This is a genomic window from Pseudomonas kitaguniensis (assembly GCF_049199985.1).
GTDB lineage: Bacteria > Pseudomonadota > Gammaproteobacteria > Pseudomonadales > Pseudomonadaceae > Aquipseudomonas > Aquipseudomonas kitaguniensis.
This window is the reverse complement of the sequence record NZ_JBLZPT010000001.1, coordinates 660,272-676,251: the sequence shown is the minus strand read 5'-3', so window position 1 is coordinate 676,251 and position 15,980 is coordinate 660,272. Positions and strand designations below refer to the sequence as shown.

Annotated in this window: 14 protein-coding genes; 13 read left to right on the top strand and 1 reads right to left on the bottom strand. The window is 62.6% G+C overall.

The window, feature by feature from the left end; translation table 11 throughout:
- Positions 1-17: 17 nt before the first annotated feature.
- The 10 genes from ACOZK9_RS03180 to ACOZK9_RS03135 all read left to right on the top strand — a co-directional run bounded on the left by ACOZK9_RS03180 (position 18) and on the right by ACOZK9_RS03135 (position 11,992).
- Positions 18-1,655, top strand: a complete 1,638-nt coding sequence (locus ACOZK9_RS03180; protein ID WP_421555265.1) for an ABC transporter substrate-binding protein — start codon at positions 18-20, stop codon at positions 1,653-1,655.
- A 13-nt stretch (positions 1,656-1,668) separates the two neighbouring features.
- Positions 1,669-2,625: an ABC transporter permease gene (locus ACOZK9_RS03175; RefSeq protein ID WP_421555264.1), complete on the top strand. Its 957-nt coding sequence runs from the start codon at positions 1,669-1,671 to the stop codon at positions 2,623-2,625.
- On the top strand, positions 2,622-3,497 hold the full coding sequence (locus ACOZK9_RS03170) for an ABC transporter permease (RefSeq protein WP_058414714.1): 876 nt from the start codon (positions 2,622-2,624) through the stop codon (positions 3,495-3,497). The genes ACOZK9_RS03175 and ACOZK9_RS03170 overlap by 4 nt, the downstream gene beginning before the upstream one ends.
- A gap of 1 nt (position 3,498) precedes the next feature.
- Complete coding sequence (locus ACOZK9_RS03165) at positions 3,499-5,340, top strand: ABC transporter ATP-binding protein (protein WP_421555263.1); 1,842 nt, start codon at positions 3,499-3,501, stop codon at positions 5,338-5,340.
- Positions 5,337-5,645: a (2Fe-2S)-binding protein gene (locus ACOZK9_RS03160; RefSeq protein WP_058414716.1), complete on the top strand. Its 309-nt coding sequence runs from the start codon at positions 5,337-5,339 to the stop codon at positions 5,643-5,645. The genes ACOZK9_RS03165 and ACOZK9_RS03160 overlap by 4 nt, the downstream gene beginning before the upstream one ends.
- Entirely contained in the window at positions 5,627-7,003 is a 1,377-nt protein-coding gene (locus ACOZK9_RS03155; RefSeq protein WP_421555262.1) for an FAD/NAD(P)-dependent oxidoreductase, read from the top strand. The genes ACOZK9_RS03160 and ACOZK9_RS03155 overlap by 19 nt, the downstream gene beginning before the upstream one ends.
- The gene (locus ACOZK9_RS03150) at positions 7,000-8,154 is read left to right on the top strand and encodes an NAD(P)/FAD-dependent oxidoreductase (RefSeq protein ID WP_421555261.1); all 1,155 of its coding nucleotides are present in this window, start codon (positions 7,000-7,002) and stop codon (positions 8,152-8,154) included. Before ACOZK9_RS03155 ends, ACOZK9_RS03150 begins: the two co-directional genes overlap by 4 nt.
- Complete coding sequence (argE, locus tag ACOZK9_RS03145; RefSeq protein WP_152749289.1) at positions 8,151-9,308, top strand: acetylornithine deacetylase; 1,158 nt, start codon at positions 8,151-8,153, stop codon at positions 9,306-9,308. The genes ACOZK9_RS03150 and argE overlap by 4 nt, the downstream gene beginning before the upstream one ends.
- A gap of 117 nt (positions 9,309-9,425) precedes the next feature.
- Positions 9,426-10,886 (top strand): NAD-dependent succinate-semialdehyde dehydrogenase, encoded by a 1,461-nt coding sequence (locus ACOZK9_RS03140; RefSeq protein ID WP_058414720.1) that lies wholly within the window; start codon positions 9,426-9,428, stop codon positions 10,884-10,886.
- 20 nt (positions 10,887-10,906) lie between these two features.
- Complete coding sequence (locus tag ACOZK9_RS03135; protein WP_421555260.1) at positions 10,907-11,992, top strand: tartrate dehydrogenase; 1,086 nt, start codon at positions 10,907-10,909, stop codon at positions 11,990-11,992.
- 128 nt (positions 11,993-12,120) lie between these two features.
- Here ACOZK9_RS03135 and ACOZK9_RS03130 read toward each other — a convergent pair whose 3' ends face one another.
- Positions 12,121-13,047: a 2-hydroxyacid dehydrogenase gene (locus ACOZK9_RS03130; protein WP_421555259.1), complete on the bottom strand. Its 927-nt coding sequence runs from the start codon at positions 13,045-13,047 to the stop codon at positions 12,121-12,123.
- 193 nt (positions 13,048-13,240) lie between these two features.
- Between ACOZK9_RS03130 and gabT the strand changes: the two genes are divergently transcribed.
- From gabT to ACOZK9_RS03115, 3 genes are all read left to right on the top strand, one after another.
- A complete protein-coding gene (gabT, locus tag ACOZK9_RS03125; RefSeq protein WP_421555258.1) occupies positions 13,241-14,533 on the top strand; it encodes a 4-aminobutyrate--2-oxoglutarate transaminase in 1,293 nt (430 codons plus the stop codon).
- Positions 14,534-14,620: 87 nt separating this feature from the next.
- Positions 14,621-15,265, top strand: coding sequence for an HAD family hydrolase (locus tag ACOZK9_RS03120; protein ID WP_058412838.1), 645 nt, complete (start codon positions 14,621-14,623; stop codon positions 15,263-15,265).
- Between the two features lie 45 nt (positions 15,266-15,310).
- On the top strand, positions 15,311-15,799 hold the full coding sequence (locus ACOZK9_RS03115; RefSeq protein ID WP_003174918.1) for an Lrp/AsnC family transcriptional regulator: 489 nt from the start codon (positions 15,311-15,313) through the stop codon (positions 15,797-15,799).
- Positions 15,800-15,980 lie beyond the last annotated feature (181 nt).

Below are 15,980 nucleotides of genomic sequence, written 5' to 3'. Positions count from 1 at the left end.
CGACAGGTAGCCTTGATATGACTGACAACAAAAACCCACCCGAGCTGATCTCCGGCCAGGAAAGCCTGCGGGTGTTTGAAAGCCTCAACCGTGGCATGTCGCGCCGCCACGCCCTGCAAATGCTCGGGGTTGCCGGCGTCGCCGCTGCCGGAGCCGGCAGCCTGTTTGGCGCCGCTGGCAAGGTGTTCGCCGATGACGCAGGCGTTGCGGGTAAAGGCAAACCCGGTGGCAAAATTCGTGTCGCCGGTATGTCCAGTTCCACCGCCGACACCCTTGACCCGGCCAAGGGTGCGCTGTCCACCGACTACGTACGCCACTACATGTTTTATAACGGCCTGACCCGTTTCGATAAGCACCTGGTGCCGCAGTTGGAGCTGGCCGAGCGCATCGAGAATACCGACGCAACCCTGTGGACCATCACCCTGCGTAAAGACGTGACCTTCCACAACGGCAAGAGCCTGAGCGCCGCCGACGTGGTGTTCTCCCTCAACCGGCATAAAGACCCACTCACTGGCTCCAAGGTGATGCCGCTGATGGAGCAGTTCGCCGAGATCAAAGCCAGCGGGCCGAACGAGGTGCAGATTCGCCTCAGCGGGCCGAACGCCGAGCTGCCGTCGATTCTTGCGGTGTCGCACTTGCTGATCGTGCCCGAGGGCACCGGCGACTTTAGCAAAGGCATTGGCACCGGGCCGTTCACGGTGGGCGAGTTCAAGCCGGGCGTGCGCTCGATTGCCGTGCGCAATAAAAATTACTGGAAACCGGGCCTGCCGTACCTCGACGAAATCGAGTTCATTGCGATTGCCGACGAGCCGTCGCGGGTCAACGCGCTGTTGTCGGGCGACGTGCACATGATCAACGAGGTCAACCCGCGTTCGACCACGCGTATCGCGGCGAGCAGCAAACACCGGGTCGTCGATGCACCGTCGGGCAACTACACTGACTTGATCATTCGCCAGGACCAGTTGCCCGGCAAGAATCCCGACTTCACCCAGGCCATGAAACTGCTGCTCGACCGTGAACAGGTCAAGTCTGCGGTGTTCCGTGGGTTTGCCGTGGTCGGCAACGATCACCCGATTGCGCCGGGTTCGCGCTACTTCAATACCGACCTGCCGCAGACCGTGTACGACCCGGAAAAAGCCAGGTTCCTGCTGAAAAAAGCCGGCATGGAAAGCATCACCATGCCGATCATGGCATCGCCCGCTGCTACCGGTTCGGTGGACATCGCCGTGCTCTTGCAGCAATCGGCCAAACAGGCAGGGCTCAAGCTCGATGTGAACCGCCTGCCCAGCGACGGCTACTGGTCGAACCACTGGATGAAGCACCCGCTGAGCTTCGGCAACATCAACCCACGGCCAAATGCCGACGTGATGTTTTCGCAGTTCTTCCAGTCCAAGGCGCCGTGGAACGAGTCGGGTTGGCAGAACGATCAGTTCGACCAATTGCTGATGCTCGCGCGTGCCGAAACCGATGACGCCAAGCGCGCCAAAATGTACGGCGACATGCAGACGCTGGTGCACGATCACTGCGGCATCGGCGTGCCGGTGTTTATCAGCAACATCGACGGCGTCGACCAGCGCGTCAAAGGCTATGACACCAACCCGTTGGGCGGTTTTATGGGCTACATGTTCGCCGAGCAGGTGTGGTTGGACGCTTGAGGAGGGCAGTGCGATGAACAGCAATACACTGTGGTTGATCTGCCGACGCTTCGGCGCCGGGGTCGTGACATTGTTGATCGTGTCGATGGTCGTGTTTGCGATCACGGCGGTACTGCCGGGGGACGCTGCGCAACAATCCCTTGGCCAGTTCGCGACCCCTGAACAAGTGGCGGCACTGCGCCTGAAACTGGGGTTGGACCAACCCGGTGTGTTGCGGTATTTGCATTGGTTGATGAGCCTGCTCACCGGCGACATGGGCCTGTCGGTGTCCAACGCCATGCTGGTCGGTGAATTGATGGCCGGCCGGGTGCCCAATACGCTGATGCTGGCGGGCGCCACGGCGCTGGTGTCGGTGCCGGTGGCGCTGTTACTCGGCATCGGCTCGGCGATGGGCCGGGGCGGGCGCATCGACAGCTGCTTGAGCTTCGTCACGCTGGCCATGGTCGCCGTGCCGGAGTTTCTGGTGGCGACCCTGGCGGTGCTGATTTTCGCGGTCAACCTCGGTTGGTTGTCGGCCCTCTCGTACGCCAGCGACATCAGCTCACCGCTGCAATTCATGCGCACGTATGCGTTGCCGGTGATGACGCTGTGCTGCGTGATCGTCGCGCAAATGGCGCGCATGACCCGCGCCGCCGTGATCGACCAACTCGACAGCGCCTACGTCGAAATGGCCCGCCTCAAAGGCGTCAGCCCTATCCGCATTGTGCTGCGCCACGCCTTGCCCAATGCGATCGGGCCGATTGCCAACGCCATTGCCCTGAGCCTCTCGTACCTGTTGGGCGGGGTGGTGATTGTCGAGACCATCTTCAACTACCCCGGCATTGCCAGCTTGATGGTCGATGCCGTGACCAACCGCGACATGGCGCTGGTGCAAGCGTGCACCATGCTGTTCTGCGCGGCCTACCTGGGCTTGGTGCTGCTTGCCGACCTGTGTGCAATTCTGTCCAACCCGAGGCTGAGAAACCAATGAATCCGCTCATTGCAAAGTCAAAGCCCGTGTCTTCCGCGCTGGCACTTGCCAAGGCGTCCAGCGGCCCGTCGTGGCTCGGCCTGGTGGGCGGCGTGGTGTGTGTAGCGTGGTTGCTGGTGGCGCTGTTCGGCCCCTGGCTGGCACCGCACCCGGTGGGTGAGGTGGTGTCGGATAACATCTTCGAAGGCTTCAGCCTCACGCACCCCTTCGGCACCGATTACCTCGGCCGCGACATGCTCAGCCGGGTGCTGGTCGGCGCGCGGTTCACCGTTGGGCTGGCGCTGGTGGCGGCGTTGCTGGCCAGCGCGCTGGGCACCGGTTGCGCCCTGTTGTCGGTGGTCTCGCCCAAGTGGCTGGACGAAATCATCAGCCGCATCATGGACGCGTTCATTTCGATCCCGAGCAAAATGCTCGCACTGATCATGGTCTCGGCATTCGGCTCGTCAGTCACGCTGCTGATCTGCACGGCGGTGATCAGTTATATCCCGGGCGCGTTCCGCGTCGCGCGCAGCATGGCGGTCAACATCGAGGCGCTGGAATACGTGCAGGTGGCGCGTACGCGTGGCGAGCGCCGGTTGTACGTGGCCTGCATGGAAATTTTGCCGAACATGCTCAACCCGGTACTTACCGACCTCGGCCTGCGCTTCGGCTACATCGTATTGCTGCTCAGCGGCATGAGTTTTCTCGGGCTTGGCGTACAACCGCCAGACGCCGACCTCGGCTCGCTGGTGCGCGAAAACATCGGCGGGCTCAACCAGGGCGCGCTGGCTATTATCATTCCGGCGCTGGCCATCGGCACGCTGACCATCAGCGTGAATCTGCTGATCGACCATCTGTCATCCCGACGTAGTCGACGTATGGGAGGCCATTGAAATGACTGAGTTGATTCGCGTCAAAGACCTGCGCGTGGTCGCCGGTGGCGAGCGCGGCGAGGTGGAAATCGTCAAAGGCGTGAGTTTCGCGCTGAAAAAAGGTGAAGTGCTGGCGCTGATCGGTGAGTCTGGCTCCGGCAAGACCACCATCGCCTTGGCGCTGCTCGGCTACGCGCGGCGCGGTTGTCGCCTGTCCGGCGGGGTGGTGCAAGTCGGCGAGCACGACATGCTCGCGTTGAGCGAAAAGCAACTGCAAGGCCTGCGCGGCAACCGTGTGTCGTACATCGCGCAAAGCGCGGCGGCGGCGTTCAACCCGGCGAAAAGACTCATCGACCAAGTGGTAGAGGGCGCACTGATCCATGGCCTGGGCAGCCGCGCCGACCTGCACGCCAAAGCCATCGGGCTGTTCCGCGACCTGGCGCTGCCAGACCCGGAGCGCATTGGCCAACGCTACCCGCACCAGGTGTCCGGCGGGCAACTGCAACGGGTGATGGCCGCCATGGCGCTGATCAGCGACCCGCTGCTGGTGGTGCTCGACGAGCCGACCACGGCGCTCGATGTGACCACCCAAATCGACGTGTTGCGTGCTTTCAAGCGCGTGGTGCGCGAGCGCGGCACCACGGCGGTGTATGTGTCGCACGACCTGGCGGTGGTGGCGCAGATGGCCGACCAGATCGTGGTGCTCAACGGCGGGCAAATCCTCGAACAAAGCGCCACCGCGCCGCTGCTCAAGGCCCCGAGCCATGCATACACGCGCAGCCTGCTGGCCGCCGCGCGCCCCGACACCAACATTCGACCGCCGTGCGGGGTTGCCGAAGAAGTGCCGTTGCTGACCATCAGCAACCTCACCGCCGGCTACGGCAACAAGAACCTGCAAGGCATGCCGTCGATTCGCGTACTCGAAGACATCGACCTCAGCGTACGACGCGGCCAGGCCATCGGCGTGATCGGCGAGTCGGGCTCCGGCAAATCCACCTTGGCGCGTGTGGTGGCGGGGCTGCTGACCCCGGCCCTCGGCAAGCTGACGTTCGACGGCCAGCCGTTGGGCGGCAGCTTGTCCGAACGCACCCCCGAGCAGTTCCGACGCATTCAAATGGTCTTTCAGAACGCCGACACGGCGCTCAACCCCATGCACAGTGTGGCGACCATCCTCAGTCGGCCGTTGAAGATGTATTTCAGCCTCAAAGGCGCGGCGCTGCAAACCCGCGTCGGCGAATTGCTCGACCTGGTGCGCCTGCCGCGTGACCTGGCTCAACGCCGCCCCAACGAGTTGTCCGGCGGGCAAAAGCAGCGGGTCAACCTGGCCCGCGCGCTGGCCGCCAAACCCGACCTGATCCTGTGCGATGAAGTGACCTCGGCGCTGGACACCGTGGTGGGCGCGGCGATCCTCGAATTGCTGCGCGACCTGCGCCAGCAGTTAGGCGTGTCCTACCTGTTTATCAGCCACGATATTTCCACTGTGCGCGCGCTGTGCGACGACATTGTGGTGATGTACAGCGGCCACAAAGTACAGGCCGGCAGCCGCCAGTCGTTTGCCGAGCCGCCGTTTCATCCCTACACCGACCTGTTGATTCACTCGGTGCCGGAGTTGCGCCAAGGCTGGCTGGAAACCTGCAGCGCCAGCGCTGGCGCGTTGCCGCCGATTGGCCCGCGCGCCAATGTGCCGGAACTCTGCACCTTCCTCAACCGCTGCCCGGTGCGGGTCGACGGCCTGTGCAACCGCACCGCGCCGAATCGGCGGACGCTGGCCAACGGCGGTGAAATTCTCTGTCACCACGACACTGCCCAGTTGCTCAACACGCAGCAGGGCCTGACCACCATGACGTTGGGAGCGTATGCATGAAAGGGCGTTTTGTGAGGCTGGCCGAACAGGGCCGGCCGACGGTCAGCCTGACCGTGGACGGTGCAGCCATCGAAGCCTTGCAGGGCGACACCTTGATGGTCGCCTTGCTGACCCACGGTAACGCCTTGCGCCAGTCGGAATTCGACAGCGGGCGCCGCGCCGGTTTCTGCCTGATGGGCGCCTGCCAGGATTGCTGGGTGTGGACCCGCAGCGGCGAACGCCTGCGCGCTTGCTCCAACGAGGTGCGCGAGGGCCTGGATATTGTCACCACACAACCGGAGGCAACATGGCCACTGCACGGGTAGTCATTGTGGGTGCCGGACCCGCCGGGGTTCGCTGCGCCGAAACCCTGGTTAACGCCGGTATCACGCCGATTTTGATCGATGAAAATCGCCGTGACGGCGGGCAAATCTATCGCCGCCAGCCGCATGGGTTTACCCGCGACTACGCCACCCTGTACGGCAGCGAAGCGGCCAAGGCTGAGCACCTGCACCAGACGTTTGATCGCCTGCGCAGCGTGATCGATTACCGCCCCGACACCTTGGTGTGGAACCTCACGCCGGGGCAATTGTGCTGTGCGAGCCAGGGCCGGCACAGCACCGTGGATTACGACGCGCTGATTCTGTGCACCGGCGCCACTGACCGCTTGATGCCCATCGAAGGCTGGCAATTGGCGGGCACCTACAGCCTCGGCGGGGCGCAGATCGCCTTGAAAAACCAGGCCGTGTCGATCGGCCATCGCGTGGTGTTCATGGGCAGCGGGCCGTTGCTTTACCTGGTTGCCAGCCAATACGTCAAAGCCGGCGCCGAGGTGGCGGCGGTGCTCGACACGTCGCCCTTCAGCCTGCGCCTTAAAGCCTTGCCAAAACTGCTCGCACGCCCCGGCTTGCTGTTCACCGGCATCAAGCTGCTGGCGCAACTGTACCGCGCTAAAGTGGCGGTGCATCTGGGGGTCAAGCCATTGCAGATCATCGGTGATGCCGCCAACGGCGTCGGCGGGGTGCGCTTTACGGCGGGCAACGGCCAGGCCGTGACGGTGCAGGCCGATGCCGTGGCACTCGGTTATCACTTGCGCCCGGAAACCCAATTGGGCGATTTGGCGGGCTGCAAGATGGCGTTTGACGAGCCTTCCCGCCAATGGTGGCTGGCCACCGACGCCGCCGGGCGCACGTCGGTAGACGGCGTGTATGCCGCCGGTGACGGCTCGAAAATTCGCGGTGCCGACGCCGCCGAGCATGCCGGGCGCCTGGTCGCGCTGACCTTGCTTGAAGATTTAAAGCAGCCTTTTGATACCGCGCTGCGTGACGCGCAACAGCAGGCGCTGGCGGCCATGGATCAATTTCGCCTCGGCCTGGCACAGGCATTCCCATGGCCCAGCGAACAGGCCAGGGCGCTACCGGACAGTGCCATCGTGTGTCGTTGCGAGATGATCAGTGCCGGCGAATTACGCAACACGGTGAATCAGAAGGGCGCCTGCGAGGTCAACCGCGCCAAGGCGTTCAGCCGGGTCGGCATGGGCCGCTGCCAGGGCCGCTATTGCTCGCAGGCGGGCGCCGAGGTGATTGCCGCCGAGGCGCGCGTGCCGGTGCAGGAGGTCGGCCGCCAGCGTGGCCAGGCGCCGGTCAAACCGTTGTCGATGCTCACCGAGGAGGTCGCGCCATGAGTGTGCAAAAAGCTGACGTGGTAATTGTCGGCGGCGGCCTGATGGGCTCGGCAACCGCGTTTTTCCTGCGTCTTCGCGGGCAGTCGGTGATCTTGCTGGAGCGCGACCAGATCGGCCAATACGCCAGCGGTGTGAATTTCGGCAACGTGCGACGGCAAGGCCGCTTCCTCGGCCAATTGGCCCTGGCCAACCGTTCCTGGGCCTTGTGGAAACGCCTGCCGGAATTAATCGGCGATGACCTTGAGTTCATTCCCAGCGGGCATATGCGCGTGTGTTATCGCGAAGATGAAATCGCCGAACTGGAGGCCTACGCCGCCGCGCCGGAAGCCGCGCAACTGGACCTTAAAATTTATCGCGGCGCCGAGTTGCGTCAACGCTTCGGCTTCCTTGGCCCGGACGTCAAGGTCGGCTCCTACGCGCCCCACGACGGCCACGCCAACCCGCGCCTCGCAGCGCCTGCGTTTGCGCGCGCGGCGGTGCGCTTGGGTGCGCAGATTGAAGAGCGTACCGAAGTCGCCGAGGTGCACAAGGTGGGCGCTGACTTTCATGTCAGCACCACCGACGGCCGCCAGTTCCAGGCCGCGCAACTGTTGATCACCGCCGGGGCCTGGGGCCAGAAACTCTCGGCGCAGTTCGGCGAACCGGTGCCGCTGGACACCCACGGCCCGCAAATGGCGGTGACCGAGCCGGTGCCCTACGCGTTGCCGACGGTGATCGGCGTGTACACCAAAATCCCTGAAGAGGTGATTTACTTCCGGCAGATCCCACGCGGCAATATCGTGATTGGCGGCGGTTACCGCAGCAAACCGGACATGCTCAACCGTCGCGCTCAGGTCGAGCCGCGCAGCATCCTCAACCAGATCAACCAGATGCGCCGCCTGCTGCCGGGCGTCGGTAACCTGAGCATCATCCGCGTGTGGAGCGGCATCGAAGGCTACCTGCCGGACTCGCTGCCGGTGATGGGGCGCAGTGGCAGCGTCGACGGTTTGTTCTACGCTTTTGGTTTTTGCGGGCATGGTTTTCAGCTCGGCCCAGGCGTTGGCGATGTCATGGCGGAGCTGCTCAGCACCGGCAGTACCAGCACGCCGATTGAGCCGTTTTCCATCACCCGCTTTGCCCTCCCTGCCATCCAACGGAGCCAGGCCTCATGAAACCTCGCGTTCTCGAGATTCTCAAACAGCTGATGGCCTTCGATACGGTGTCGTCAGTGTCGAACATGGCCCTGATCGACTACGTGCGCGACCTGCTGCTGACCAAGGGCATCGAGTCGCTGATCGTCAAGGACGAAAGCGGCAAGAAGGCTAACCTGTTTGCCAGCACCGGCCCCAAGCACCAGCCCGGCGTGTTGCTCTCCGGGCACACCGATGTGGTACCGGCGGCGGGGCAGGCGTGGACCTTTCCGGCGTTCGCCGCCACCGTGCAGGACGGGCGTATTTATGGGCGCGGCAGTTGCGACATGAAGGGCTTTATTGCCTTGGCCATCGACGCGATGCTCGACGCGGCTGATCAAACCCTGAACCGCCCGCTGCAACTGGCCCTTTCGCATGACGAAGAGATCGGCTGTGTTGGCGTGCGGCGCTTGCTCGACGTGTTGCACCTGGCGCCGGTTCGCCCGTTTTTGTGCCTGGTCGGCGAACCGACCAACATGCAGTTTGTACTCGGCCACAAGGGCAAGGGTTCATACCGCACCCATTGCCGTGGCCTGGAGGCGCATTCATCGCTGGCCCCGCGTTCGGTGAATGCGATCCACGTGGCCTGCGACTTTATCGCCGCGCTGCGCGAAAGCCAGCAGCAACTGCAACGCCACGGCGCTCAAGACACGGACTACGATGTGCCCTACAGCACCGTGCACGTCGGGCAGATTAGCGGCGGCAAGGCGCTGAATATTGTGCCCAACCTGTGCACCCTGGATTTTGAGGTGCGCAACCTGCCGGCCGACGACCTGGACCAGTTCCTGGAGCAAATGCGCGAGCGCGCCGAAGTGATCGTGCGTGAGGCGCAGAAGTTGTCCAGCGTGGCGGCCATCGAGATCGAAACCATCAACGTTTACCCAGGGCTCGACACGCACCCAAGCGTTGAGGCGGTGCGTTTTCTCAAACAATTCGCGGCGCCGGGCACCGGCACTGCAAAGGTTTCGTTCGGCACCGAAGGCGGCCTGTTCAAGCAGCGTCTGGATGTGCCGGTGGTGGTTTGCGGGCCGGGTTCCATCGAGCAGGCGCACAAGCCCGATGAGTTTGTCGAGATCAGCCAGATGGAGGCGGGCGAGCGCTTTTTGCAAGGCATGCTGGGTTCGCTGACGGCCTAGCAGAGCCTGCCGTCCTCGCGTGATTTTCAGCACGGCACGCTGCTTCAAACGCGCTTTCGGCATCCTCGTTTGCGCGACCTGCCTAGACTTGAGCGTGTCTCGGACCAGGACTCGACCATGCTCAAGAATCGCTTGCAAGACCCCAGCCTGTTGGCTGAACTCGCCTATGTGGATGGCCAGTGGCGCGCTGCCGACAGCGGCGCCACGCTGGCCATCCACGACCCCGCCACCGGCCAGCTGTTGGCACAGGTTCCGGCCATGCACGCGGTGGATACCCGCCGCGCCATCGAAGCCGCCGAGCGCGCCTGGCCTGCCTGGCGCGCACGCCCGGCAGCGGAGCGCGCAGCGCTGCTTGAACGTTGGCACCAGGCAATGATCGATAACCTCGATGACCTGGCGCTGATCATGACCTGCGAACAGGGCAAGCCGCTCAACGAAGCCAAGGGCGAAATTCGCTACGGTGCCGGCTTCGTCAAATGGTTCGCCGAGGAAGCCCGCCGCGTCTACGGTGAAACCATGCCGGCGCCGAGCGGTGACCGTCGCTTGCTGACGCTCAAGCAACCGGTGGGGGTGTGCGCCGCGATCACCCCGTGGAACTTCCCCAACGCAATGATCACGCGCAAATGCGCGCCCGCGCTGGCCGCCGGTTGCCCGATCATCGTTAAGCCGTCCGACCTCACGCCACTGTCGGCCTTGGCTCTGGCGGTGCTGGCGGAGCGTGTCGGTATCCCTGCCGGGGTGTTCAATGTCATCACCGGGCTGCCCGCCGGTATCGGCGAAGAGCTGACCGGCAACCCGGCGGTGCGCAAAATTTCCTTCACCGGTTCCACCGCCGTCGGCCGCTTGTTGATGCGCCAAAGCGCCGAGCACATCAAGCGCCTGAGCCTGGAACTGGGCGGCAATGCCCCGTTTATCGTGTTTGACGACGCCGACCTCGAACAGGCCGTGGCGGGCGTGATGCTGAGCAAGTTTCGCAACGCCGGGCAAACCTGCGTGTGCGCCAACCGCATCTTGGTGCAGGACGGTATCTACGCGCGTTTCGCCGCGCGGCTGGTGGAGGAGGTGGGCAAGCTCAAGGTCGGCAATGGCCTGGAAGACGGCGTGACTATTGGCCCACTGATCAACCCTGCGGCGGTGAACAAGGTGGCGCGGCATATCGACGACGCCTTGAGCCAAGGCGCACAGTTGTTGTGCGGCGCGATCCCCACGGGCGACAGCCAGTTCGTGCAGCCCACGGTGCTTGGCGACACCCACGCCGGCATGTTGCTCGCCAACGAAGAAACCTTCGGCCCGGTGGCGCCGTTGATGCGCTTTACCGATGAAGCCCAGGCGCTGGCCCTGGCCAATGCCACGCCGTACGGCTTGGGCGCCTACTATTTCACTCAGGACTTGCAGCGCTCGTGGCGTTTTGGCGAGGCGCTGGAGTTCGGCATGGTCGGGCTAAACACCGGGATTATCTCGATGGAAGTCGCGCCGTTTGGCGGCATCAAGCAGTCGGGTCTGGGGCGCGAAGGCAGCAAGTACGGGCTGGACGAGTACCTTGAAGTCAAAGCCTTCCATATCGGTGGGTTGAACTGACAGTTAATGAGGTGTGAGGCATGAGCAAGGCATTCAGAATCGCCGCGATTGCCGGTGATGGCATTGGCAAGGAAGTGTTGCCCGAAGGGCTGCGCGTACTGCAGCAGGCGGCGAAGATTTGGCACCTCAACCTGAGCATTGAAGTGCTGGATTGGGCGCACTGCGATTACTACCTGGAACACGGGCAGATGATGCCCGAGGACTGGTTCGAGCAGCTCAAGGGCTTTGACGCCATCTACTTCGGCGCGGTCGGCTGGCCGGACAAAGTCCCGGACCACATTTCTCTGTGGGGCTCGTTGCTCAAGTTTCGTCGCGACTTCGACCAGTACGTGAACATCCGCCCGGTGCGGCTGTTCCCCGGCGTGTCATGCCCGCTGGCCGGGCGTGAGCCTGGCGATATTGATTTTGTGGTGATCCGCGAGAATACCGAAGGTGAGTATTCGTCGGTGGGTGGCAAGATGTTTGAAGGCACCGAGCATGAATTTGTGCTGCAAGAGTCGGTGTTCACCCGGCGCGGTGTGGACCGCATTCTCAAGTTTGCATTTGAGCTGGCGCAGACGCGTCCGCGCAAGCGCCTGACGGCGGCGACCAAGTCCAACGGCATTTCCATCAGCATGCCGTACTGGGATGAGCGCACCGCGCTGATGGCGGCCAATTACCCCGAGGTGACGTGGGACAAGCAGCACATCGATATTCTGTGCGCGCGGTTTGTGTTGCAGCCGGACCGCTTTGATGTGGTGGTGGCGTCGAATCTGTTTGGCGATATTTTGTCGGACCTGGGGCCGGCGTGTGCGGGCACGATCGGGATCGCGCCGTCGGCTAACCTGGACCCGCAGCGGCGCTTCCCTTCGTTGTTTGAGCCAGTGCATGGCTCGGCGCCGGATATTGCCGGGCAGAATATCGCCAATCCGATTGCGATGATTTGGTCGGGCGCGCTGATGCTGGATTTTCTCGGCAATGGAGATGAACGTTATCGCGCCGCGCATGACGGGATTTTGCGGGCGATCGAGACGGTAATTGCCGAAGGGCCGATCACGCAGGATTTGGGTGGGCAGGGCTCAACACAGGACGTAGGCCTGGCGATTGCCGAGAGGCTCGAGCTCTAAAACGGGCAGGGTGGGAGCCAGGGAATGTGTTGACTCACACACCGCCATCGCGAGCAAGCCCGCTCCCACAGTCGGGTGTGTCCCACAGTTGGGTGTGTGCATCCGTTCAGCGATGACAGGAAAGCGGGCTAATAGCCTAACCGCCGATCTATCTCACCGACCATCGGCTCGTCCCGCTCAAACCGGCGAATATTCTCCAGCAACACCACAAAGGCGCTCTGCGGTTGAGTCATCGCCGCAATGTGCGGCGTCAGCATAATCTGCGGATGGTCCCAAAACGGATGATCAGCCCGCGCCGGCTCCTCTTGCAGCACATCCAGCACCGCACCGCTCAGTTGCCCGCTGCCCAGCGCGTCGAGCAAATCTTCCTCCACCAGGTGCCCGCCACGGCCCATATTGATCAACGCCGCGCCGCGTGGCAATTGCGCAAATAACCGTCGATTCAGAATCCCGTGGGTCTGCTCCGTCAGCGGCAGCACGCACAACAGAATGTCGCACTGGCTGAGAAACGCCGGCAACTGCTGCTCGCCCGCGTAACAGTCCACGCCCGGCACCTGATGAGCGCTGCGCGCCCAACCCGACAAGGCGAACCCCAGCGGCGCCAATGTCGCAAGTATCTGTTGGGCCTGAGTCCCTAGGCCCATCACGCCTACGCGCCGGTTCACCGCAGGCTGCAACAAATGCGCCTGCCAGCAGCGCGCTATTTGCTGCTGGCGGTAGCGCAACATGTCCCGGTGCAGGCTGAGCACCGCCCAACTCGCGTATTCGCACATGCCCCGGGTGATGCCTGGGTCAAGCAGGCGCACCACCGGTAGCTCGGGCGGCAAGCGGTGAAGGTCCAGTTGGTCGACGCCTGCCGACAAGGCAAACAACACTTTCAGATTGGGCAGCAGCTGCGCCACATCCTCCGGTGCCTGCCAGGCGGCCAGGTAGTGAATGTCTTGCGGGTTGCCGATGTCTGGCCAGGCGCGCCAAGTGATGTCGGGTGCGTATTCGGCGAACAGTGCTTGCCAGTGTTGGCCGCGCACCGGGTCAGCTTTGTAGAGCAAGGCCATGGGCATTTCCTGCGCAAGGGAGGTCACCCACATCATCGCTCAAGGCAGGCGCAGGATCTGTTGAAAGGCGGGGGCAAAACAGTTGATCCGAATTTCTCACGGGGCAAGTTCGGCGTAGTTGGTTTTCCACACACCGTAATCTGAATCACATCGCAACCACCTTCCGGTTGCCGGACTCACGATGGGAAAAACCATGAATAGCAAAGTCGATGAAACCCCTCATTTGCTGCGTCAGCGCGACCAATTCGTGCCCCGTGGCCTGGTCACTGCTCACCCCTTGGTGATTGATCGCGCCCAAGGCACCGAGTTGTGGGATGTAGACGGCAAGCGCTACCTGGATTTTGTCGGCGGTATCGGCGTGCTGAACGTTGGCCACAACCACGCGAAAGTGGTCGCGGCGGTGCAGGCTCAACTGCACAAGGTGTCCCACGCGTGCTTTCAAGTGGTTGCGTATCAGCCTTATCTGGACCTGGCCCAGCGCCTGTGCGAACTGATCGGCGGTAAGGAAGCCTACAAAGCTGCGTTTTTTACTTCTGGCGCCGAAGCCGTGGAAAACGCAGTGAAGATTGCGCGTGCCCACACCAACCGGTCGGCGGTGATTGCCTTTCGCGGCGGTTTTCACGGTCGCACGTTGCTCGGCACCACCCTCACTGGCATGAGCCAGCCGTACAAACAGAACTTCGGGCCGTTTGCGCCAGAGGTGTTCCACACGCCGTATCCGAATGCCTATCGCGGTTTCACCAGCGACATGGCGCTGAAGGCGCTGGACGAATTGCTTGCCACGCAGGTGGCACCAGAGCGGGTCGCGGCGATCCTGATTGAACCGGTACAGGGCGACGGTGGCTTCCTGGCGGCGCCGGTAGAGTTTCTCAAGGGCCTGCGCGCGCTGACTGAAAAACACGGCATCGTGCTGATTCTGGATGAAATTCAGACCGGTTTCGGGCGTACCGGCAAGTGGTTCGGCTTCCAGCACGCCGGCATCCAGCCAGACCTGGTGACGGTCGCCAAGAGCCTGGCCGGCGGCTTGCCGTTGTCTGGCGTGGTCGGTAAAGCTGCGGTTATGGACGCGCCGTTGCCCGGTGGCCTGGGCGGCACGTATGGCGGTAACGCGTTGTCCTGCGCAGCGGCGCTGGCGGTGATCAATGCTTTTGAGGAAGAACACCTGCTGGCGCGCGGTGAAATCCTGGGCGCGCGCTTGCGTCAAGGCTTGCTGCGCTTGCAACAGCGTCACCCGCAAATCGGTGATGTGCGCGGCACCGGGTTCATGCTCGCCGTCGAGCTGATCAAAAACGACGAGGCCCGCACGCCAGACGCAGAGCTTAATCAGCGGCTGATTGATGAAGCGCGCAAGGGCGGTTTGTTAGTGATCAAGTGCGGCGTGTACCGCAACGTGCTGCGCTTTCTCGCGCCGCTGGTGACCACCGAAGCGCAAATCGACGAAGCCCTGCAGATACTTGAGGGTGCCTTGGCACGCGTCTTGAACTGAGCCAAGGCTGACTGACTTCTGGCGCGGCTTGTGAGCTGTTATGGAGCATGGGGTGAATGCAATGCATCATTGGAGGATCGACCCACCATGGGGCTGACAGAATATCGAGCGTTGCTGATTGACTGCGATGAAGTGCTGGTGGATCGCGATTCAGGTGTATGGGCAGCCTTGCAACCGTTGCTCGACAGCCGTGGCGGGCAGGTACAAAAGCAGGCGGTGCTGGCCGAATATAATGCGGTGGTCGCGGCACTCTACCCACGTTTCGCCGAGCTGGGTTTCAGCGGTGTGCTGTGTTTTGCGCATCGCCAACTCGCGCAGAGCTGGGGCTTGCAGGCCAGTTGGGAGGAGGGCATGAGCTTTGCGCGATCAGCCGGCAACTGGTCGCTGTTCGAGGATGCTCCGGGGGCTATGCTCTACTTGCGCAAGTTCTACCGATTGTGGGTGCGCGGCGACCGTGATGCCGAAGACCGCGCCGCGTTGTGCGAGCGCCTGGGCATTGCACTTGAGGATTTTATCTCGCTGGCCGAGGACCCGGGCTGGCTTAACCAGCCGGCGCTGGAAGGGCAACCGATGCTGCACGTGACGCGAGCATCCGTCGCCGCGACCGCGGGCCTGGATCGCTGTTTGATTGGCCGTCAGCGCAGCCGGCAACCCACGCCGTGTGCGGCGCACTACTGCATCAACAGCATGGCGGACCTGGTTGCGCAGCATCAGCTGTCTTTACGGCGCTGATTTTGCTAGAAGATTGTCTTACGAACGGCAGTCATGAGGTACGCAATGGAAGGGCTAGTGAAACTGGACCGGATTGATATCAGCATCCTGGTCGAGCTGCAAAAAGACGGCCGCATGACCAATGTCAGCCTCGCCGACGCTGTTGGCTTATCGGCCAGCCCCTGCCTGCAACGCGTCAAGCGGTTAGAGTCGGCCGGGTATATTTCCAGCTACAAGGCGCACTTGAACCTGGCAAAAATTACCGACTCGGTGACGGTGTTTACCGAGATCACCCTCAGTGACCACAAGCGCGAAGACTTTGCCAAATTCGAGTCCAACATTCGCTTGGTCGATGAGGTGCTTGAATGTCATCTGATCAGCGGTGGCTACGACTACCTTGTGCGTTTCATGACCCGCAGTATTCAACATTACCAGGAAGTGGTTGAAAGCCTGCTGGACAAGAATATCGGCATTTCCAAGTACTTCAGCTACATCGTGATCAAGTCACCGGTGCTCAAGGATGGCGTGCCCCTGCGCAAGCTGTTGCGGCACTGAGGCTGCTGATGTAGCGAGTCACTTTTGATAGATCAAAGGCGGCTTTTGCATACACAGCAGATCTGCTTTTTTGCTTTCTGTGGGAGGGGGGGGGGGGGGGGGGGGGGGGGTTATTATTTTTATGTATTATTTTGTGAGTGCCGCCACGGGGGGGGGGCCGCCCCCCCCCCGCGGGCGGGAG